The following is an 18,077-nucleotide window of genomic DNA, read 5'->3' as shown; positions in this document are numbered from 1 at the left end:
GATTTCGAACCCGGCGTGAAGTTGACCAAAACGACACAACAAACGGAGAATGCCTCATGAAACGCATTATCGCAACAACAGCCATGACTTTGATGCTGTCCACGTCTGCATTTGCAGCCGCCCACACAACAATGCTGAGCCCATATGTAATGGAACAGCCGGGTGACATTTACGCATCCGATTTCATTGGTATGCGGGTCTACGCTGCGGAAACTGACTTTGACAGCTTTAATGCAGACACCATGGTAGAAGCCGGTGCTGAGCAGGAATGGGAAGACATTGGCGAAATCAACGATGTTATTCTGGGCCGTGACGGCAGCGTAAAAGCAGTGATCATCGGTGTTGGCGGATTTATCGGTATCGGCGAAAAAGATGTCGCCGTTGAAATGTCCAGCATCAAAATGGTGAACGAAAAAGATGACGCAGATGATTTCTTCCTTGTCGTCAACACAAACAAGGAATCCCTGACAGATTTCGACGCTTATTCCCGCACAACTGCAATGGAAATGAAAGAAGAAAAGGCGGAAGTCCGCGCTGAAGCGACAGCCGAAACAATGATGGACAACGACCGTGAAATTTTCATGGCCCCCAGAATCACACGGGATGGCTATGGCGTTGCCACCATGGAAGAGCTGACAACTGAAGATCTGACAGGTGCACGGATTTATGACACCAAAGATGAAGATATCGGCGAAATCAACAGCCTGATCGTCGATGACAGCGGCCAGATCAAGCGTGCCATTCTGGACATTGGTGGCTTCCTGGGTCTGGGCGAACACCAGATTTCAGTAACCCTTGATGAATTGAGCATCTTGCGCGCGGCAGATGGATCCAGCTTCCGTGTTTTCATTGAAGCAACTAAAGAGCAACTCGAAGCTCAGCCTGAATATGAAGGCTAATCTACCAAGTAAATTACTTGCATGATTTGACGGTCACTCTCAAAAGGAGTGGCCGTTTCTTTGTCTGCAATCCAGTATTTTGGCGCGTGGAATATCATTGTTTTCCAGATCGCATATTTTTTGTTCATCTTGGATCAGGAGCCGTCAATTCTGTTACGGTTTGGCAATCAAATCCAGCCCAAGACCCGCCTGTTATCCATCCCTAGTCCATGTCCTGATGTTTCTGATTGCCGCTCGCCAGAACAGCGGCTTCAGACCGGTCAGCGTTCAACTCAGCCTGGTCTGCCGCAAAGGCTGCGGTCTCTGGGGTGGAAACAGGCGCAAGGGGTGACACCTGGAAACTGCCCTTATCTTCTGGAGCCAACGCAGGCGCTAATATCAGGCGGGCCAACGCGAAGATGATGAGGAGGATATGCGCTGTTCCTGTCACCATAAACAAGCTGGCCTCGCCAAATTCTGACATGGCAAAACCGGCGACCGTAGGTCCCAAGATAGACCCAATTCCGTAGACCAGAGGAAGTCCGCCACTGACTTGAATATAGGTACCGGTAGCGGCGTGGTCAGTTGCATGGGCAACGATCACCGGATACATGGCGTACACTGTTGCGCCAAATAACCCTGCCAGGGTCATGACAGCCCACAGATTAGTTAATCCACCGAAAAGGAAGAGCGCATCCACAACCAGGGCGCATACTGCAATTCCAACAAGCACGCGCCGCCTGTCCAGCTTGTCGGAAGCGATGCCGATAGGGATTTGGGCGGCGGCCCCAGCAAGGATTGGAATACTGGCAAAGAGCGCGATATCGCTAAGTTTCAGACCAATTCGAGCCGCGTAGACGGCTGCCAATGTTCCAAATGAGGCGTTGGACACCCCCACCATGAGGACTGCGACAACGGCAATCGGCTGCGACAACGGCAATCGGCGAGTTCTCCCAGAGGCTGCGTAGGTTCAAGGAAACGCTGGTCAGGGGATTTGGTGTCGTTGTCGCGGAAATCGCGGTCGGCAAAAGAGCAAGGCAATAGACCATGGCAGCCAGAACAAAGAAGAAGTAACCGTTTGAGTCACCAAGGGTAAGCACCATCTGACCTGCGGTTGTCGCTGCCAGATTGACCATTGTGTAGATTCCAAAAACACGTCCTCTGGACGCGTTGTCCACCCGCTCGTTGAGCCAGCTTTCCACGATCATTGCCGCTCCGGCGAAACAGAACCCTGACACGGCCCGAACTGGTATCCAGACCCATGGCGACATCAGGACAAGTGACAGCAGAACAGCGATGGCAGCAATTGAGCACATCACTCCAAACGCTCTGATATGACCTACACGTGCCACAAGTGCCGGTGTTCTAAGGCAGCCCGCTACGTAACCGGCGGCCCACCCGGTACCGAGAAGACCCAGCGAGGCGACGGAGAAGCCTTCCGCATCACCCCGGACGGGCAGAATGATGCTATTCACGCCCCCGGCAAACAGCAGGAAAGCTGATCCGATCAACAGAGCGGCGAGCGGAAAGAGGCCTCTTAACATGATTCAAAAGCCATATGTTGTACCCACTTTGTGGGTTTGAATTTCACGCAGGTATTAGACTCGGTGGCGGGGCTATCGGTCCGGGATCAATCACCATTCGTTTTTTCAGGTCGTAAACCACACCTGGCGTGAGGACGGAATATATTACATTCGTGAGGGCGAATGGATTACCATTCTTGACGTATCCGACATGGTTGATTTCGATGGCACTCCCATCGACCACAATAACCGTACCTGTGCCAATCACTCTCGCTTTGGTTTCATCTTCGATCAGCAGCCCGGTGTCTTCTCCAATCCCAAGGCCCAACATTGCTGGATTGGTTGAAACCGCTTGTACGAGACGAGAAATTCGGGATCGCTCGACGAAATGGGTGTCAAAAATGATGTCGTGGATCAATCCCAGCCCCTTGGTCATTTCGATCCCGCCTTTGCGAAACTGTCGAAATCGATTGTTTTGAAATATCATCCCTTCCGGAATGACGGCGGCGCCCGCCGAAGTTCCTGCGACGACACAGCGGCCTGACTGGTATCGCTCCAAAAGTGCTTTGTGCAGCGGCGTCCCGCCTATCAGCGAAGAGAGCCGCAACTGGTCGCCGCCCCCAAACATGAAGAGTGTGGCTTTGCTAACGATCTTGGCAAGCGCTGCAGAGCTGGCATCGGGGCGCTCCCCGATATGAACAACATCTACTGATTCAGGTTCAAAACTCAAAAACAGCTTTTGGTAGTCACGCGCCCGTTCTTTTGGGTCTTCGCTGGCCGTAGGCACGACAACAATGCGCGCTTTAGCTCCGCCCGCCAGTGCTATCATTTCCTTAAAAATATCCGAGTTTTCCGACTTCTTCTCATTTCCGCCGATGGGAATCAGATAACGCGGCATAAGCAGTGGCTCCAAATGTTATGCTTCCCTTTCATTGCCATGACCACGATCGCATTCTAGCTGGCAATGAAGCTCAAGCTGTACTACGTGATACGCTACATCCTGGGAAACGCGGCACACTTTGTTGTCAGTGATGGCTGTTCCGTTTCAAAGTCCTGTCACCGCGGGGTCCATTGGGTGATATCGGTGTTTGAACTTAAAGATATCGAGCAGTTTTCTAAATGTGCCGGGTCCGGTTAGTCAAAGCCGGGTACATGCACCGTTTATCGTCAACACGACAGCTACAATGCGCTTTGCTCATGCAAATTGAGTCTGGCGTTAACAGTGCGCTTTGAGTGCACAGAAGGCCATCACATGAAAATTCTCGAGCACCGGGCCCTTAGGGGGCCAAATCGATACAGCCGTTATCAGGCCATTTTTATGCTCTTGGATATCGGTGAGTATGAGCAACAACCCTCTGACAAATTGAATGGTTTTGCGGATCGCTTGATCGAGTTGATCCCCACACTTCAAAATCACGGATGCTCAATTGGCAGACCTGGCGGATTCATTGAGCGCCTGCGACGTGGTACTTGGATTGGTCATATTGCTGAGCATGTTGCCCTGGAATTGCAGTGTCTGGCGGGGATGGAAGTGGGCTTCGGCAAGACCTACGACACCAAAGACGACGGGATTTACAAAGTCGTGTACCGCTACCGCGTTGAATCGGCGGGCCTCAGAGCTGGCCAGGAAGCCGTCGCTCTAGTGCATGCTGTCGCACAAAACCGCTCGTTTGATATTGATACCGTTATTACCCAACTCAAGGAGTTGCGAGAGAGTGATCTTCTTGGTCCCTCGACCAACAGCATTGTCGAAGAAGCAAAACTGAGAGGCATACCTGCCATACGCCTCAACAATGATAGCCACGTTCAACTCGGATATGGCTGCAAGCAACGTCATATTCAGGCAACCATGACAGACCGGACCAGCGCAATCGGCGTTGAAATTGCTGATGAGAAATTCAGAACGAAGGAGCTTCTTGGCCGAGCCGGTATACCGACACCTGAAGGCAAAGTTGCGATCTCGCTCGTTGAAGCTGCCCAAATTGCGAATGATCTTGGCTATCCGGTGGCAGTAAAGCCAGAGGTCGGCAATCATGGCCGTGGAATTACCGCCCGTGTGATTGACGACAATGAGCTTGAAACAGCCTTCGCGTCAGCATGCAGGATATGCAGCTCTGTCATAGTTGAGAAAACCATGACCGGGTTCGATTTTCGTGTGCTTGTGATCAACGGGGTTCTGGTGGCCGCTGCGCTTCGTGAACCTGCGCATATCGTGGGCGATGGCAAATCCACAATAGGTCAACTGATCAATCAGGTTAATCTGGATCCGAGACGTGGTATCGGTCACGAACGGGTGCTGACTGCCATTTCGATCGATCATATGACACAGCGTTTGCTCGCGTTCCAGGGCCGTTCGGTCGATTATGTACTGCCGTTGAAGGAAAAGCTGTACCTTAAATCCACGGCCAATCTCAGCACTGGCGGAACCGCCTGCGATGTGACCGATAATGTTCACCAGGACGTTCGATTGATGTGCGAGCGGGTCGCCCGTATTATTGGAATGGACTGCATAGGCATAGATATCGTGGCACCCGGCCTTGACCAGCCACTGCAACACGGATCCGCCGGAATCGTCGAAGTCAACGCTGCGCCTGGCTTCAGGATGCATTTGGCCCCGACTGAAGGCAATGCCCGTAACGTTGCTGAGCCCTTCGTTGATATGCTGTTCCCGCCCGAGTTGGACAACAGCGTGCCAATTATTGCGGTGACGGGCACAAACGGCAAGACAACGACAGCAAAACTCATCGCTCATACGCTCAAATATAGCGGGCGAATGGTCGGTTTTGCCGGGACAACGGGCGTTGCAATCGATGGTGTCCCGATCGTTGATGGGGACTATAGCGGCCCGGAAGGCTCGAACATTGTTTTGCGTGAACCGACCATTGACCATGCTGTGCTTGAAATTGCGCGTGGTGGCGTCATCCGAAGGGGATTGGGCTTTGACAGTTGTGACGTCGGAATTCTCCTGAATGTTGATGAAGACCATATCGGCGTTGATGGTGTTGAAGATCTGGAAGAGCTTTCTCTCGTTAAGGCGACCGTTATAGAAGTTGTCAAAGACACGGGTGTATCAGTCCTCAACGCGGATGACCCAACAGTCGTAGGGCTTCAAAACAGGGCGGGCGGCCAGGTAATTTATTTTTCACTGCAACCAAAAAATGAAATAATTACGCGGCATCTTGACCAGGGTGGCACAGCGGCTGTTTTGCAGGATGGTGACATTGTCATCCATTCCCCGGAACCCACCATTCATGTTCTCTCTGTGCTCGAAGCACCCATTACCATGAGCGGCGCAGCAAGGTTCAACATTGCAAATGTTCTGGCAGCAGTGGCCGCCCTACACGGCTTGGGATTATCGGTCGACATGATACGAAACGGCATCAGCACGTTTCACCCCAGCGCTTCCCAAAACCCAGGACGCATGAATTTGATCGACTTTGTGACGTTCAAAGTTATTGTTGATTACGGGCATAACACACCTGCGGTGAAGGCCATGGGAAGCGCGCTCCCTCACATCACCAAGGGGCGAAAAATTGTCGTTGCGCATGGTACCGGAAGTAGGTTGGACGAGGACATAAAGGCATTCGGTGCGGCGCTTTCTGACGTCTACGACCACATCATTGTTGCAGATGCCGATCCGCGTGGGCGCGAACTCGGCGAAACCTCGGAACTTGTGCGCTCTGGTGCTTTGCACAATGGATTTGCCCCCGGGGAGCTGGAAATTGTCAATGACCCTACCAAAGCGCTCGCTCGCGCGTTCTCGATCGTCCAGCCAGGTGACCTCATAGTTGTGCAAGTTGACGAGGTTGAGCCCATGCTTAAGAGCGTGATGGAGTATTTTGAACTCATTGCCGGCACCGCTCCAATACCACTACCGTGAGGTAAGAGTTCAACACCAAAGTGACCGCCAGTTTTGCTGAGCGAATTATTGGGTTCGGGTACATCTTGTTCGTTCATGCCACGTCTCAAACGGGCCACGTCTCAAACGGGCCACGTCTCAAACGGGCCATGCCTCAAACGGGCCATGCCTCAAACGATGTGCGCCACCCTCATGAACGTGACCAGGGCATCATGAAAGCCAGTTTTCTTGGAGGCCCTGCCGGGTTGGCAACAGGTGTTTTCACTGGCTGGCTGGAATTTGCGAGCGTCAGCGGCGGAGTAGGCATCGGCATCAGACAAAGTCGCGTCTTATACAGTTCAAGGGAGATTAACCTTCGTCTCCATCGACAACCATCGAAACAGTGTTTGCTGCGTTCTGAACTTCAACAGGAGGGATGATTTTCACGGAGAGCTTTCCGTCTAGTTGAAAGAACCAGTCAAACGCTGGCTCGTCAAGCGCCATTGTGGAGTCCATGGCCACACATTTGCCGATGGCCACGGGAAATCTGTCTTCATACTTTATGCTGGCGACATTCAGTCTGCCGTAAAGAGTTTGAACACATTCCTGCTCCGACTGAAGTACTTCAACAGGCTCAGTATTCTCACGACAAATACCGAGCATGTGTGAACAGCTAACCATGAATATTGCAAATAATGCGTCGGTCATTTTGTGTCTCCAATAAAACTTATCAGAACAACGGGCTCTGGACCATTTGGTTCCATTTTCGTCTTGGTTAATTATTGTTCAATTTCGAAACTCCAATTTTGAAAATAAGTGATCTTTTTTGGGAACCTTTCAGGCGTCTCCACGTTTTCCGCTTACGAGAACGTCATCATTTGCGTTGGCGCTGCGTGCAGCAGCTGTTGGAAGGAAATACAATGAAAAAATCTATTGTGATTACCGGGGCGCTGGCCTCCTGCGCGTATATGGTGTTGGCGGCTTCACTTGCCTTTGGCCAAGGGGTTCTGACCCAAGACGAAATTTCCTTGGCGGCGCCGGATTTTGCAGAACAGTCTGCTCCAATCGTCGAAGCGTCCACGACGCCCGATGCAGCTGATAATGACGGACCGTCTGCGGTTGTCGCACGGACTCAGATTGCCCTGGACCGTGCCGGATTTTCGGTTGGCGTGATCGATGGCTATGAGGGAGACAATTACCAACGCGCACTGGCGGCGTTTCAATCCATCAACAATCTTGAATTGACCGGTGTGTTGACGCCTGAAACCTGGGACATGCTGTCAACCAGTTTTGGTGAGAATGCCGCCGTCCAATACACGATCACCGCCGATGACCTTGCAACTGAACTCATTCCTGAAGTTCCGCAGGATTACGCAAAGATGGCGGAACTGAAGGCGGTCAGTTACACCAGCGTCCGCGAAATGCTCGCAGAACGCTTTCATATGGACGAAGACTTTTTGGCAGCTTTGAACCCCGCTGCGACCTTCACCACTGAAGGCGAAATCATCGTGGTTGCCGATCCAATGCGGCCAATCCGGGAAGCGAGCGTTGCACGTATCATAGTCAATGCCGAGTATGGCCGGTTGCATGCTTACGACAAGGACGGCCTGCTCGTTGCTGATTATCCGGCATCGGTTGGCAGCGCTACGACGCCAAGTCCGTCCGGAACCCATGAGGTCCGTGCAGTAGCGGTCAACCCGACATATACCTACAATCCTAATGTTAATTTCACTCAGGGCGACAACACCGAGGTTCTTACTATTCCACCCGGACCGAATGGCCCGGTGGGATCGATCTGGATTGATCTGACTAAACCGACTTATGGCATCCATGGAACGCCTAATCCTTCCAAAATCGCAAAGACCCAGAGTCACGGGTGCGTGCGGTTGACGAATTGGGATGCGGCAGAACTGGCGAAGCTGGTTTCACCTGGCACCATTGTCGAATTTTCAAAAGATTCCTGATGCGAGTCATTCGCCTCAGAACACTTGTTCTGGCTGCGTCGTCGGTTGCTGCGCTAATGCCCCTTGCTGCAGCTGAGGTGGTCCCGCTCCCAACCAGTAGGCCACCTGCCGATGGCGCGCCAGACGCTTTAACGACAGCCAAACAACCCGGCACAATCTCGGTTGTGCCGACACCGGTCCCGCCGCCCCCTGCACCCGCAGTAGACGTGCCAACAGTACCGGCAACGCCAGCGGATGATCTGCCGCCAAATGGGCTCTCAGCGGACGCTATTTTACGATCCGTCACGGAAGACGCGACCCAGGCGGCTGGATGCCAGGCAGAACTGAAAGCTTTACGTGCTCAGTTCACCCCTTTGGATCCCATTATTGCTGATGGAGGCTGCGGTATAGCCCATCCGGTGGCCGTTACCGGACTGGGAGACGGTATCGCATTGAGCGAAACGGCGACGCTCTCCTGCCCTATGGCCGTAGGGCTGGCAAACTGGGTAAAACAGGCGGTTGACCCTTTATCAAAGCTCTATTTGAATGGGGATTTGAAGACATTGGGCATCAGCACATCTTACCAGTGCCGAACCCGCAACGGTGTATCAAGCGCGAAACTCAGCGAGCACTCTTTTGCCAACGGGCTGGATGTTCACTTCTTTGAAGCTGAAGGTGCAGAACGCGTCACCGTTCAGGAGCGCGATGATGACAGCGGCATGCCAGCACGTTTTCAGGCTGCGGCACGCGGCGCTGCATGCGCCTATTTCACAACGGTTTTGGGACCGATGACGAATGCTGCGCACGGAGATCATTTTCATCTGGATATGCGTTTGCGAAACGGTGGATACCGGTTGTGCGAGTGATGTTGACCAAAGATGAGCCGTCGCCAACCAATTGCAAAACTCGTATTCCTGACCGGTAACAACAGGTCAAGGTTGCAAATACGTTCCTGACCAGGCGTAATCAGCCCTCAGGCAGGCAAACTCCACCATAGCCGCGCCCCATCACACTTAGGGTGCGTGATGGGCGGTGTGGGGGGCGGCAAGCAACCATGGTGAACCCATCCGGGCTGGACGGAAGAGAGGACTGGCGTGCGCCGCCGGAGTCGAACCTGGCCATGGCACCAGGCGTCAACGTCGAAGACTGATCGCAAGGCGCGGGATTCTTTTCCCCCGGCATGCAAAGGCCCACAGTGACGGGGTAGTCGCAAATATTGGTCGCCTGGCGCAAAGTACCGTCGTCCACAGTCCAGCGTACGCAGCCATTGACGTCGGATCGAAGCGACGCGTTCTGATAGGAACCCGTGACTCGGTCCATCAGGGGCGGCAGCACCAGTGCCGTGATCATCGCAATCACTACCCCTGCCCAAATCGGGACGCGCCTCGGCTGACCCTTGCGTTCAAATAGCGTGATTGCAACAAACCAAGCCCAGAGACCGAGGATGACTGCACCACCGGTAATTTCCCGCAATCCCGGCACAGTTCGCCAGACATCCTGTGCCATGCCGAAGACAGGCGGACCTATATAGGCCGCCAACACTCCGATCACGACCGAGCCCCAAAACGGCAGACGTCTTCGTTCACCGGATCGTTTGGCCAAGACCCACGAAAAGCCTGCAGCGAAAAATCCGAAAAAGATCGCTCCGTCCATCAGTTCTGGCATCGAACACCCTTTGCCCTTTGCGGGATCAAGCCCCAGCTTCCAGCTTCCAGCTTGCCGCAAAGCGCCGGTTCGCTCAACCGATCTTAAGTGGAACGCGTATAAATTCCGGGGCTGCGAATTAGGATCTGGACTCAATTAGAACGGCACCCACAGAAAAAGCCACAGCATGCAAATGTGCTTTGATTGTCTCGCTGGCGCTTTCGGGCCGGCACCGCATGTCCACGGCACAATTTATTCACCCTTCCAAAAAAAACTTCGGAACCAATTGCTGACCTGGCTGTTGTAAGTGCAACAAATAACCGCAGGAGAGAAATCGTGAGCATTCAGCACACTGAGACGCAGAACAGCAAACAGAGCCCTGCCCAGAAGGCCAAGGAGACTGCGGCTGAAGCGGCGGAGCAGCTTGTGGACAAAACCGAGCAAGCCACATCCGAAGCGATTGATGCGGCCCGCTTGAAGGCGGATGAGGTGGCTTTGAAAGGTCAATCCCAGATCAATCAGGTGGTGCAGTCCATCGGACGCGCAATTGATGCCGGCGGTGCCAGTTTGGAACGCGACGGCATGCTCGGTACAGCTGGATATGCCCGTGCAGCGGCACGCGGTATCAGTAGCGCTGCCGACGAGGTGGATGGCTTCAATCCCAAGAACGTCACCGCGCGCGTGGAACATTTTGTGCGCGACAAGCCTTTGGCTGCAGCCGGTATACTGGCCGTTGCTGGCTTCGCACTGGCAAGCTTCGTCAACACACGCTCTGGGAAATAAATACCAGACAATAAAAGCCAAGCGCGCAGTCTGCCGGATAGCAACCATGCAAATGGTGCAGCCTGGCAGCCGACACACGCGCATGGCATCCACTAAAACCGGGGTAAGAATATGACAAATAGTCCAAATATCATCGATACCGTCAAATCACTGGTCAGCGATGCAGCATTGCTGGCTCAGCAAGAGGCACGCCTGGCGCGCGCCGAAGTCGGCGAGAAAATAGAACAGGTCCAAATCGGCATGATTGGCATTGTATCAGGATTGCTGCTGGCGTTCTGCGCTCTTCTGATCCTGCTTCAGGCTCTGGTCGTCGCCCTTTCCAACATCATGGCCCCCTCTCTGGCTGCGCTTTTGGTCGGCGTCGTACTGGCGGTCCTGGCCTACATATCTGTCAAAGCTGGCACGGAGCAGCTCAAAGCCAAGAATCTGGTGCCCGAGCGGACACTCAATTCCATGCGCGACAGCGCTGAGACAATAAAGGATGCAGCATAATGGGACAGAACACACAAGACATTGAAAACAACATCAAGCGTATTCAGGATCGTATGAGCGCGAGAGTGGAAAATATCTCGGAAGATCTGAATCTGTCCTCCCTCGCCTCCCGCACTCTGGGCGCCAAGGGCAACAGTCCCGGAGAGCTGTTGGATGCCGCGTTCGACACGGTGAAGCAGCACCCGATACCCGCAGCGCTGATTGGTGCCGGCTTGGTGGGTCTGCTGGCCAGCCAGAAATCCCGAACGAACGTATCTGGCGATGTGGCCCCGACAACACCGCATGCCAATGGCTACCAGACACCCGCAAGTTTCGCGGCAACATCATCGCATCCGGCAGAGCGCGTGGCCTCTCATGTTGAGGATTTGAAATCCGAAGCACAACGGCTGAAAGCCACGGCGAGCGAAAAGCTGGAGAGCGCGAAAGCGGCGGTCGGTGACAAGGTGGATCATGTGGCGGATGAAGCAAAACGGGTCTATGCCGATGCAAAAAACAGTGTTGAAAGCGGCTCCTCCCAACTCCGGGAACAGGCGCGCCACATCGGCGGCAGTGTGTCCGCGACCGGCGAGACATTCAAACGCCGTGCGGGAGATGTGCCTGACCAGATGCGCGACACATCTTCAAAGGCTGTGGAATGGGCAAAGGAAAACCCAGTTCCGCTGGGCCTGATGGCACTGGCCCTCGGGGCAGCTGCAGCAACCGTGTTGACGGCCAAGAAACAGACCTCGTCGGCACAATCCGAGCCGCTGCCGCAGTCAGATGTAACGCCACACCACATCCCGGCGCCTGATGATTTTCCCAAAGGGTCAACATCGGACCTGCGGACACAGGCGGATCGAACAATGCCTGCCTACAAGCCGTCCTCGCCAGTGGTTTCCAAGCCGAAAGCAAAGACGAAATCAGGTCAGGCATCTAATGCGGCCACCCGCAAGCCGGCAAATCGCAAGCCATCGGCTTCAAGCAAGACGACCCAAACCGGCAAGACGACACCAGCAGGCAAGACGTCAGAGTCTCGCAAGAATGCTGAAAGCAAAGCGCCGAGCACGGGAGCAGACACAATGTCCCGGTCCGGCTCTATTTCAAAATCTTAAGGAGCGAACACGACATGCATAGCATTTTTTACATTATAGGCGTGGTCGTCGTTGTACTGGCACTCCTTTCATTTCTCGGGTTGGCCTGAGGGCTGGTACGAGACTTAAGCTGACTAAATATCGCCCGGTGTCGCAATTGGCGCCGGGCTCTCTTCAAGGGGTAAAATCATGGATCTTATCAGAATCATCTTGTCCGTATTGTTGCCGCCACTGGGCGTCTTTCTCCAGGTTGGCATTGGTGCGCAGTTCTGGCTGAATATTCTTCTCACGCTTCTGGGTTACATTCCAGGTGTCGTCCACGCGGTCTGGATCATTGCCCGGCGCTAGAGCGGAAACAGGCACATGAACCCTGTTGTTGAAGCAAAACCCGAAAACCCAAACGCAAGCACTTTGCCGCAAAAGGTCGAGACTGGCCTGTTCAGTCCGCAACAACTGGATCAACTGGAAAGCTGGCTTGATTCAAAATTCGCGATCCCAGGCACCGGTGTGCGCATCGGGCTCGACGGATTGATCGGTCTGATCCCGGGAATTGGCGATACGCTGACGGCGGGGCTTTCAGCTCTGATCATCTTCGATGCACATCGTAAGGGCGCGCGCAAACGGACACTTGTGCGCATGGCATCCAACTCAGCAATAGATATGGTCATCGGCATAATACCTCTGGTTGGTGATTTGTTCGATTTTGCCTATAAATCCAATGTAAAAAACGTTCAGCTGCTTAAGCAGGAACTGCGTCACCTGGAAAATCGCTCAACCAAGAATTGAGTGGGCCAAATCAGACAGGATATCAAAGTCATGATACGAAATTACAAACGCCTGATCGCGGCCGCTGCCTTTGCCCTTTATGCTACCGTCCTGACACCAGGGCAGGCTGAAGAGGTCGGAGAGATCGGCGTGGATTGGCTTGGCAATGATATCATCATTGAAGCTGTGCAGGATCCGGATGTTGAAGGTGTTACCTGCCATGTTGCCTATTTTGAGCGTGGCCTGATCGACCGGCTTCAAAAGGGAAATTGGTTCGAAGATCCTTCAAACTCATCCATTGCCTGCAGCCAGACCGGCCCAATTCGCGTGGGCGACATCGACATGGACAAGGACGGCGAAGAGATATTCAAGAGCCGCCGCTCGTTGATCTGGAAAAAGTTGATTGTCAAACGGGTCTATGATGAGACCAACAACACATTGATTTATTTGTCGCATTCCCGCCAGGTTCAGGACGGATCGGCGAAAATGTCCATATCGACGGTTCCGCTGTTTAACGCCGAAGTTCAACCAACCCAATAAAAGTCGGGAACTATAGTCCCTCGATTCTGGAACCTTTTTGCAGTATGCACGTTGCAGACTGACACGGCGAACCCGTACAGGAACCGCCACAACACGCTTGGCCTCGATAGATTACGGTCAACGGAAACATCAAAAGGAAAATATTATGTCGGATCCAGATCCTAAGGTAAAAGTCGTCAATTCTGGCGGGAGTGCCGGCTGGGTGATTGCCGTTATTGCAATTTGTCTGCTGTTGGTTGGCGGCTACGTTTTCCGTGACGCAATTTTTGGCGCATCATCCAACGATATCAATATTAAGGTCGACCTGCCGGAAGGCTGATCAGAAGCGACAAAATATCACCTGCCTGCTCCGGTCCTGATGGTGTATTGATGGGCAGGTGATTCCAAACCCCCAAAAAAGTTAGCTTTATGGACAATGCCAAACAAAGCCCGGGCATCGTAAGCGTTGAGTTTCTGGAAACAGATGCCGGTACTGCCGATGAAATCCGAGCCAGGGCGAGTGTGGCGAAGTCGCCTTTCACATTCTCCTTCTCCAGCGTATGGACGGCCTTGAAGCGGGCGATGGTTCGTATTTCGGAGACTGATGTCTCTCTGCGGTGCGCGGGGGTTGCGTTTTTCAGTTTTCTGTCTTTGTTTCCTGCGGTCGCCGTGGGTGTCGCGCTCTATGGACTGTTCGCCGACATTCAGACACTGAACCAGCAGATGTATCTTGCGGACCAGTTTCTGCCTTCCAGCGTGACACAGCTGTTTACCGAGCGGCTGGAAGCGATCATTTCCGAGAGCGATGAAACGCTGACCCTCGGCCTGATCATCAGTCTGGTGCTTGCGTTATGGAGTGGATCACGCGGCATAAATGCGCTTGTCCATGCCATGACCAAGGCCTATCGGGAAGAGGATGAACGGCCCTTTATTCTGGCCGCCCTTATATCCATCGGTCTGACGATTGCGGCCTTTCTGGTCGGCATCCTTGTTCTGGGCGCGGTGGCAGTTCTGCCGGCAGTCACGACCCTTTTGCCGCTGCCGATCGAGGGGGAAACAATGGCGCTCTGGCTACGCTGGCCGGTTGTCGCGCTGATCGTTCTGTTTGCAATCGCCTATCTTTACAAAGCGGCACCGCATCGCCGAGATCCGAAATTCCGCTGGGTGCTGCCAGGTGCCATAACAGCTTCGCTTTTGTGGTTAGGCGGGTCCATTGCGTTTTCCTTCTACATAGAGAATTTTGCGAATTACGGGGCGACATTCGGATCCATTGCCACGGCTGCAATATTGATGTTGTGGCTCTACTTCTCCTCGATGGTTTTTGTCGCCGGGGCAATTTTGAATGCGGAGCTGGAATTGCAGACCTATCCGGACACAACGATAGGACCCGATTCGCCGCCTGGCGAACGCGGCGCTTACGTGGCGGATCATGTGTTTCAGGCAAAAGCCGATTGAGATCAGTTTTTCCGAAAAAATTTGAAAAAGATGGAACCTATTGAAGGGTCGCTCGTTAGTTAAGCGAGACAAACAAAACCAAGGAGATTTCAATGAACTGGGACCAAATCGAAGGCAAATGGACTGAGTTTACCGGCAAAGCGAAAGCTCAGTGGGGCAAGCTCACAGACGATGAACTTGCGGAAGTCGACGGCAATCGTGAAGCACTGGCCGGAAAAATCCAGGCTCAGTATGGCAAAACCAAAGAAGAAGCCGAGCAGGAAATCGACAACTGGCTGGACAAGAACTAATCTCACATTACGACAAATCTGATTGAACGATAAATCTGATTGAAAAGGCCGCTTTCGAGCGGCCTTTTTTGTGCTTCAACACACGTAGACGCGGATGGCGAACCTGCGATTGCAGCTGTGTATCTGGTTTATAATTCGCCTCAGCTGACGGGATGTCGGCGTGACAGTACGTTCCCCGCGCATCATACAAGCTGCCCTCCGGACTTGAGTTCAAAAACTCACACGCGGCCAGCCACTCAAGGTCGGCTTGCAGGCGCTCAGGCCTCCGAGTGCTACAAACAAGGGGCGTTCATACTTTGTGGGAGCCAGACAGCAGTTGGTGTTTGATTGATCTGATGGGTCTGGGGAATGGCACCCAACGACAGATGTCACATGTAGCGCTGTTAAGATGGACGCAGCGCAGGTTGCAACGCCCTCCCATGCTCCCTCCCTTGGCGCACCGCCCACCGGCGATCAGTCAAGCAAATCTGAAGTGCAAATCGTGTCTGTGACGAAAGTCTCTACCCCGGAAGATCATCGACATAGAAAAACTCTAGTCTATCAGTTCGGAACTGCCGATTTTCAGCCAGTAGCGTACACCGTCAGGATCAACAGACAGTTTGCCCTTGCCGTTAACGGCGGACGGAACGATTTTTTCAAGGGCTGTTCGACCGAATGACTGCGCCGGGGCCTTATCACGACGAACGCGCGGTTTTTCCTCCCAGGTCAACTCGCCGCTGGCGGCGCCGTCGACTATTGTTTTCTTGCATTTAATAGCGACCTTTCCATCCGGTATGGATAGCGCACCAAATGTAAGGGAGTTGGTGTAGAGCTCATGTAACGCCAGCCCAATATGAGTCGCCCCATTCGGGCTGAATTTCAAATTTTCACCTTCCAGCACTATCTGAGCGCTGACGTCGGGGCCAAATCTTGATACCTGTCTGTTGACGAGATCTTCTAAGGTGGCGCCAACCCATTTACTGTTGACGATCACATCCTGCGATTTGGCTAGAGACTGCACGCGCCCTGTAAACCTGCGCAGAAAAAGATCTGGCGTCTTGGCACTCTTGGCTGTTTGAGCCGCAATGCTAAGCACAACCGACAGCATGTTCTTTGATCGATGGCTGACTTCCATGAGTAGAGCGCGGAGCGTTTCTTCGCGCTCTCGCTCATTCGTAATCTCGATAGAGGAACATAGATAGTGGGCGCGACCACAATCCTGCCTGACCGGTTTGATGACAATTTTGAACCAACGCGCGCGGCCATCGGCGTGCACTTCTATCGTGATCGTCTGGTCATCTCCGCTCTCATTGGCGAGCAATTTGGACGCGTCAAATGCAGCTGCTGTCTTCTCGTCGAAAATTTCGTCGTTTCGCTTGCCGACAAATGAATCTTCGGTCCAACCGGATTGGGGGTTCGAAACCCATGCAGTTATGCCGTCCGCATCCTGCATGAAAACCGTGATCGGCGTACCCAGGATGGATTCGGCGATAAGGTCATTATGGTTTTTTTCAGAGCTCATATGATGCACAATAAAGGTTGTAGCCCGTCGGCTTGCCGACGGGCTGATTTGATTTAAGCACGGCGGGCAAAATGCAGCGCAACGCTAACCAGCAAAAGAACGAGGAAAACGTAAAACAGAATTTTTGCGATACCGACGGACGCACCAGCAATGCCACCGAAACCAAGCACTCCGGCGATCAGCGCAACAACCAGAAATATTAAGGCCCAACGCAGCATGGAATTCTCCTTATCATGTTACCTAGCCAAACGCAGCAAGGCACCAAATGGTTCCCTGTCAGAAACGACGCACCTCATCGATCACCATCTTGTTCGTGATCTATAATGCCCCCTGGCGGTCTTACGTCCCAAAAAATGAACCAACCGATTCAGCCTTCACATTCATCGACTCTCAAAGTTTGCAATCAGGATGCAGCCGCTCTCACCGTGTCAGCAGATCCGTCCCTAAGCAGCCTTACTAGTATCCCGCTCACTGAAAAACAGTGCCTGGCTGATCAATGCTCGGACCATGTCGGGTTGAAATGGTTTGGTCACAAGGAATGCAGGCTCCGGTCGCTGGCCGGTCAGCAGTCGTTCCGGGAAGGCGGTGATAAAGATCACTGGAACTTCGAAATCCTCAAGCAATTCATTCACTGCTTCCAGTCCAGAACTGCCATCGGCCAGTTGAATGTCAGCCAGAACGATACCTGGTTGATCTGATTTGAACAGGGCAATAGCTTCCTTGTGGGTCCGCGCAATGCCGGTGACAGAATGGCCCAGATCCTCAACCATCGATTCGATGTCCATGGCGATGATGGGCTCATCTTCGATAATCATGACGCTCGTGGCCACTTGTGCGGCTATCTCACGATTTGCCTGATCAAGCAGTGCTTCAAGCTCGTTCTGCGCTACGTCGAGAACCGCAGCTGCTTCAGCGTGCGAAAAATCTTCCACTGTTGTCAAAAGAAACGCCTGCCGCGCTGCCGGGGTAATGGCCTGGAGTTTCTTTGTCGATGGCGGGCTGAGCTCGGAAAGTATGGGATCAGACTTCAAATTCAAATCAATCGACTTCCAGATGGTGATGAAAGATTTGTAAAGGCCGACCTTGGCACCGAGTTCCTTAGGGAAACTTCCTGCATCTGACACCAGAGCCTCCAGGACGGCAGCAACATATGCGTCGCCACTCGACTGCGCGCCAGTCAGTGCCCGGGCGAAGCGTCTCAGATAAGGAATATGAGGGGTAATTTCGGCAGCGAGCGACATGGCATGATTTCCTTGAAAATGCGGCAAAGGTGTCTTTACCATTATGTAAATGTGTGGGCGGCACTTTTGTTCCACTTTTTCTGGAACTTTTTTTCAATCTCTGCGTTATAAAGCATGTAAAACCATAATTCTTTC

21 protein-coding genes are annotated in these 18,077 nt (G+C 53.1%); 13 read left to right on the top strand and 8 right to left on the bottom strand.

Annotated elements, in window-relative coordinates; translation table 11 throughout:
* Nucleotides 1-56 precede the first annotated feature (56 nt).
* Nucleotides 57-899, top strand: coding sequence for a PRC-barrel domain-containing protein (locus RAL91_RS03730; RefSeq protein WP_306259829.1), 843 nt, complete (start codon nucleotides 57-59; stop codon nucleotides 897-899).
* A gap of 202 nt (nucleotides 900-1,101) precedes the next feature.
* Here RAL91_RS03730 and RAL91_RS03725 read toward each other — a convergent pair whose 3' ends face one another.
* The 3 genes from RAL91_RS03725 to RAL91_RS03715 are packed head-to-tail and all read right to left on the bottom strand — an operon-like array spanning nucleotide 1,102 to nucleotide 3,299.
* The gene (locus RAL91_RS03725) at nucleotides 1,102-1,746 is read right to left on the bottom strand and encodes an MFS transporter (RefSeq protein ID WP_306259827.1); all 645 of its coding nucleotides are present in this window, start codon (nucleotides 1,744-1,746) and stop codon (nucleotides 1,102-1,104) included.
* Nucleotides 1,706-2,422, bottom strand: coding sequence for an MFS transporter (locus tag RAL91_RS03720; RefSeq protein WP_306259826.1), 717 nt, complete (start codon nucleotides 2,420-2,422; stop codon nucleotides 1,706-1,708). The genes RAL91_RS03725 and RAL91_RS03720 overlap by 41 nt, the downstream gene beginning before the upstream one ends.
* A 43-nt stretch (nucleotides 2,423-2,465) precedes the next feature.
* Nucleotides 2,466-3,299 carry a cyanophycinase gene (locus tag RAL91_RS03715; RefSeq protein ID WP_306259823.1) on the bottom strand — a complete coding sequence of 278 codons (834 nt, stop codon included), beginning with the start codon at nucleotides 3,297-3,299 and terminating at the stop codon, nucleotides 2,466-2,468.
* A 354-nt stretch (nucleotides 3,300-3,653) separates the two neighbouring features.
* Here RAL91_RS03715 and cphA point away from each other — a divergent pair, with 354 nt between their 5' ends.
* Nucleotides 3,654-6,281, top strand: coding sequence for a cyanophycin synthetase (gene cphA, locus RAL91_RS03710; protein ID WP_306259822.1), 2,628 nt, complete (start codon nucleotides 3,654-3,656; stop codon nucleotides 6,279-6,281).
* Between the two features lie 327 nt (nucleotides 6,282-6,608).
* Here cphA and RAL91_RS03705 read toward each other — a convergent pair whose 3' ends face one another.
* Nucleotides 6,609-6,947 carry a hypothetical protein gene (locus tag RAL91_RS03705; RefSeq protein WP_306259820.1) on the bottom strand — a complete coding sequence of 113 codons (339 nt, stop codon included), beginning with the start codon at nucleotides 6,945-6,947 and terminating at the stop codon, nucleotides 6,609-6,611.
* 212 nt (nucleotides 6,948-7,159) lie between these two features.
* On the opposite strand from RAL91_RS03705, the gene RAL91_RS03700 reads away from it, so the two are divergent.
* Nucleotides 7,160-8,203 (top strand): L,D-transpeptidase, encoded by a 1,044-nt coding sequence (locus RAL91_RS03700; RefSeq protein WP_306259818.1) that lies wholly within the window; start codon nucleotides 7,160-7,162, stop codon nucleotides 8,201-8,203.
* Entirely contained in the window at nucleotides 8,203-9,048 is an 846-nt protein-coding gene (locus RAL91_RS03695; protein ID WP_306259816.1) for an extensin family protein, read from the top strand. The genes RAL91_RS03700 and RAL91_RS03695 overlap by 1 nt, the downstream gene beginning before the upstream one ends.
* Nucleotides 9,049-9,148: 100 nt before the next feature.
* Here RAL91_RS03695 and RAL91_RS03690 read toward each other — a convergent pair whose 3' ends face one another.
* Nucleotides 9,149-9,847, bottom strand: coding sequence for a hypothetical protein (locus tag RAL91_RS03690; protein ID WP_306259814.1), 699 nt, complete (start codon nucleotides 9,845-9,847; stop codon nucleotides 9,149-9,151).
* A 315-nt stretch (nucleotides 9,848-10,162) separates the two neighbouring features.
* Between RAL91_RS03690 and RAL91_RS03685 the strand changes: the two genes are divergently transcribed.
* The 9 genes from RAL91_RS03685 (at nucleotide 10,163) to RAL91_RS03645 (ending at nucleotide 15,200) form a co-directional block, all read left to right on the top strand.
* The gene (locus RAL91_RS03685; RefSeq protein ID WP_306259812.1) at nucleotides 10,163-10,609 is read left to right on the top strand and encodes a hypothetical protein; all 447 of its coding nucleotides are present in this window, start codon (nucleotides 10,163-10,165) and stop codon (nucleotides 10,607-10,609) included.
* A gap of 111 nt (nucleotides 10,610-10,720) precedes the next feature.
* The gene (locus tag RAL91_RS03680; protein WP_306259810.1) at nucleotides 10,721-11,101 is read left to right on the top strand and encodes a phage holin family protein; all 381 of its coding nucleotides are present in this window, start codon (nucleotides 10,721-10,723) and stop codon (nucleotides 11,099-11,101) included.
* Entirely contained in the window at nucleotides 11,101-12,192 is a 1,092-nt protein-coding gene (locus RAL91_RS03675; protein WP_306259808.1) for a hypothetical protein, read from the top strand. The genes RAL91_RS03680 and RAL91_RS03675 overlap by 1 nt, the downstream gene beginning before the upstream one ends.
* A 168-nt stretch (nucleotides 12,193-12,360) precedes the next feature.
* Nucleotides 12,361-12,519 carry a YqaE/Pmp3 family membrane protein gene (locus tag RAL91_RS03670; protein WP_306259807.1) on the top strand — a complete coding sequence of 53 codons (159 nt, stop codon included), beginning with the start codon at nucleotides 12,361-12,363 and terminating at the stop codon, nucleotides 12,517-12,519.
* A gap of 15 nt (nucleotides 12,520-12,534) precedes the next feature.
* Nucleotides 12,535-12,957: a DUF4112 domain-containing protein gene (locus RAL91_RS03665; RefSeq protein ID WP_306259806.1), complete on the top strand. Its 423-nt coding sequence runs from the start codon at nucleotides 12,535-12,537 to the stop codon at nucleotides 12,955-12,957.
* Nucleotides 12,958-12,987: 30 nt separating this feature from the next.
* On the top strand, nucleotides 12,988-13,476 hold the full coding sequence (locus RAL91_RS03660) for a CreA family protein (RefSeq protein WP_306259805.1): 489 nt from the start codon (nucleotides 12,988-12,990) through the stop codon (nucleotides 13,474-13,476).
* 145 nt (nucleotides 13,477-13,621) lie between these two features.
* Nucleotides 13,622-13,795: a hypothetical protein gene (locus RAL91_RS03655; protein WP_306259804.1), complete on the top strand. Its 174-nt coding sequence runs from the start codon at nucleotides 13,622-13,624 to the stop codon at nucleotides 13,793-13,795.
* 89 nt (nucleotides 13,796-13,884) lie between these two features.
* A complete protein-coding gene (locus tag RAL91_RS03650; RefSeq protein ID WP_306259801.1) occupies nucleotides 13,885-14,910 on the top strand; it encodes a YihY/virulence factor BrkB family protein in 1,026 nt (341 codons plus the stop codon).
* Between the two features lie 92 nt (nucleotides 14,911-15,002).
* The gene (locus RAL91_RS03645; protein WP_306259799.1) at nucleotides 15,003-15,200 is read left to right on the top strand and encodes a CsbD family protein; all 198 of its coding nucleotides are present in this window, start codon (nucleotides 15,003-15,005) and stop codon (nucleotides 15,198-15,200) included.
* Nucleotides 15,201-15,732: 532 nt separating this feature from the next.
* Here the strand turns inward: RAL91_RS03645 and RAL91_RS03640 are convergent.
* The 3 genes from RAL91_RS03640 to RAL91_RS03630 form a co-directional block, all read right to left on the bottom strand.
* Nucleotides 15,733-16,701, bottom strand: a complete 969-nt coding sequence (locus tag RAL91_RS03640) for an HWE histidine kinase domain-containing protein (protein WP_306259798.1) — start codon at nucleotides 16,699-16,701, stop codon at nucleotides 15,733-15,735.
* Between the two features lie 53 nt (nucleotides 16,702-16,754).
* Nucleotides 16,755-16,919: a DUF1328 domain-containing protein gene (locus RAL91_RS03635; RefSeq protein ID WP_306259795.1), complete on the bottom strand. Its 165-nt coding sequence runs from the start codon at nucleotides 16,917-16,919 to the stop codon at nucleotides 16,755-16,757.
* 225 nt (nucleotides 16,920-17,144) lie between these two features.
* A complete protein-coding gene (locus tag RAL91_RS03630; protein ID WP_306259793.1) occupies nucleotides 17,145-17,942 on the bottom strand; it encodes a response regulator in 798 nt (265 codons plus the stop codon).
* Nucleotides 17,943-18,077: the final 135 nt, after the last annotated feature.

The organism is Pararhizobium sp. IMCC21322 (genome assembly GCF_030758295.1).
Classification (GTDB): domain Bacteria; phylum Pseudomonadota; class Alphaproteobacteria; order Rhizobiales.
This window is presented reverse-complemented; position numbering and strand designations above follow the sequence as displayed.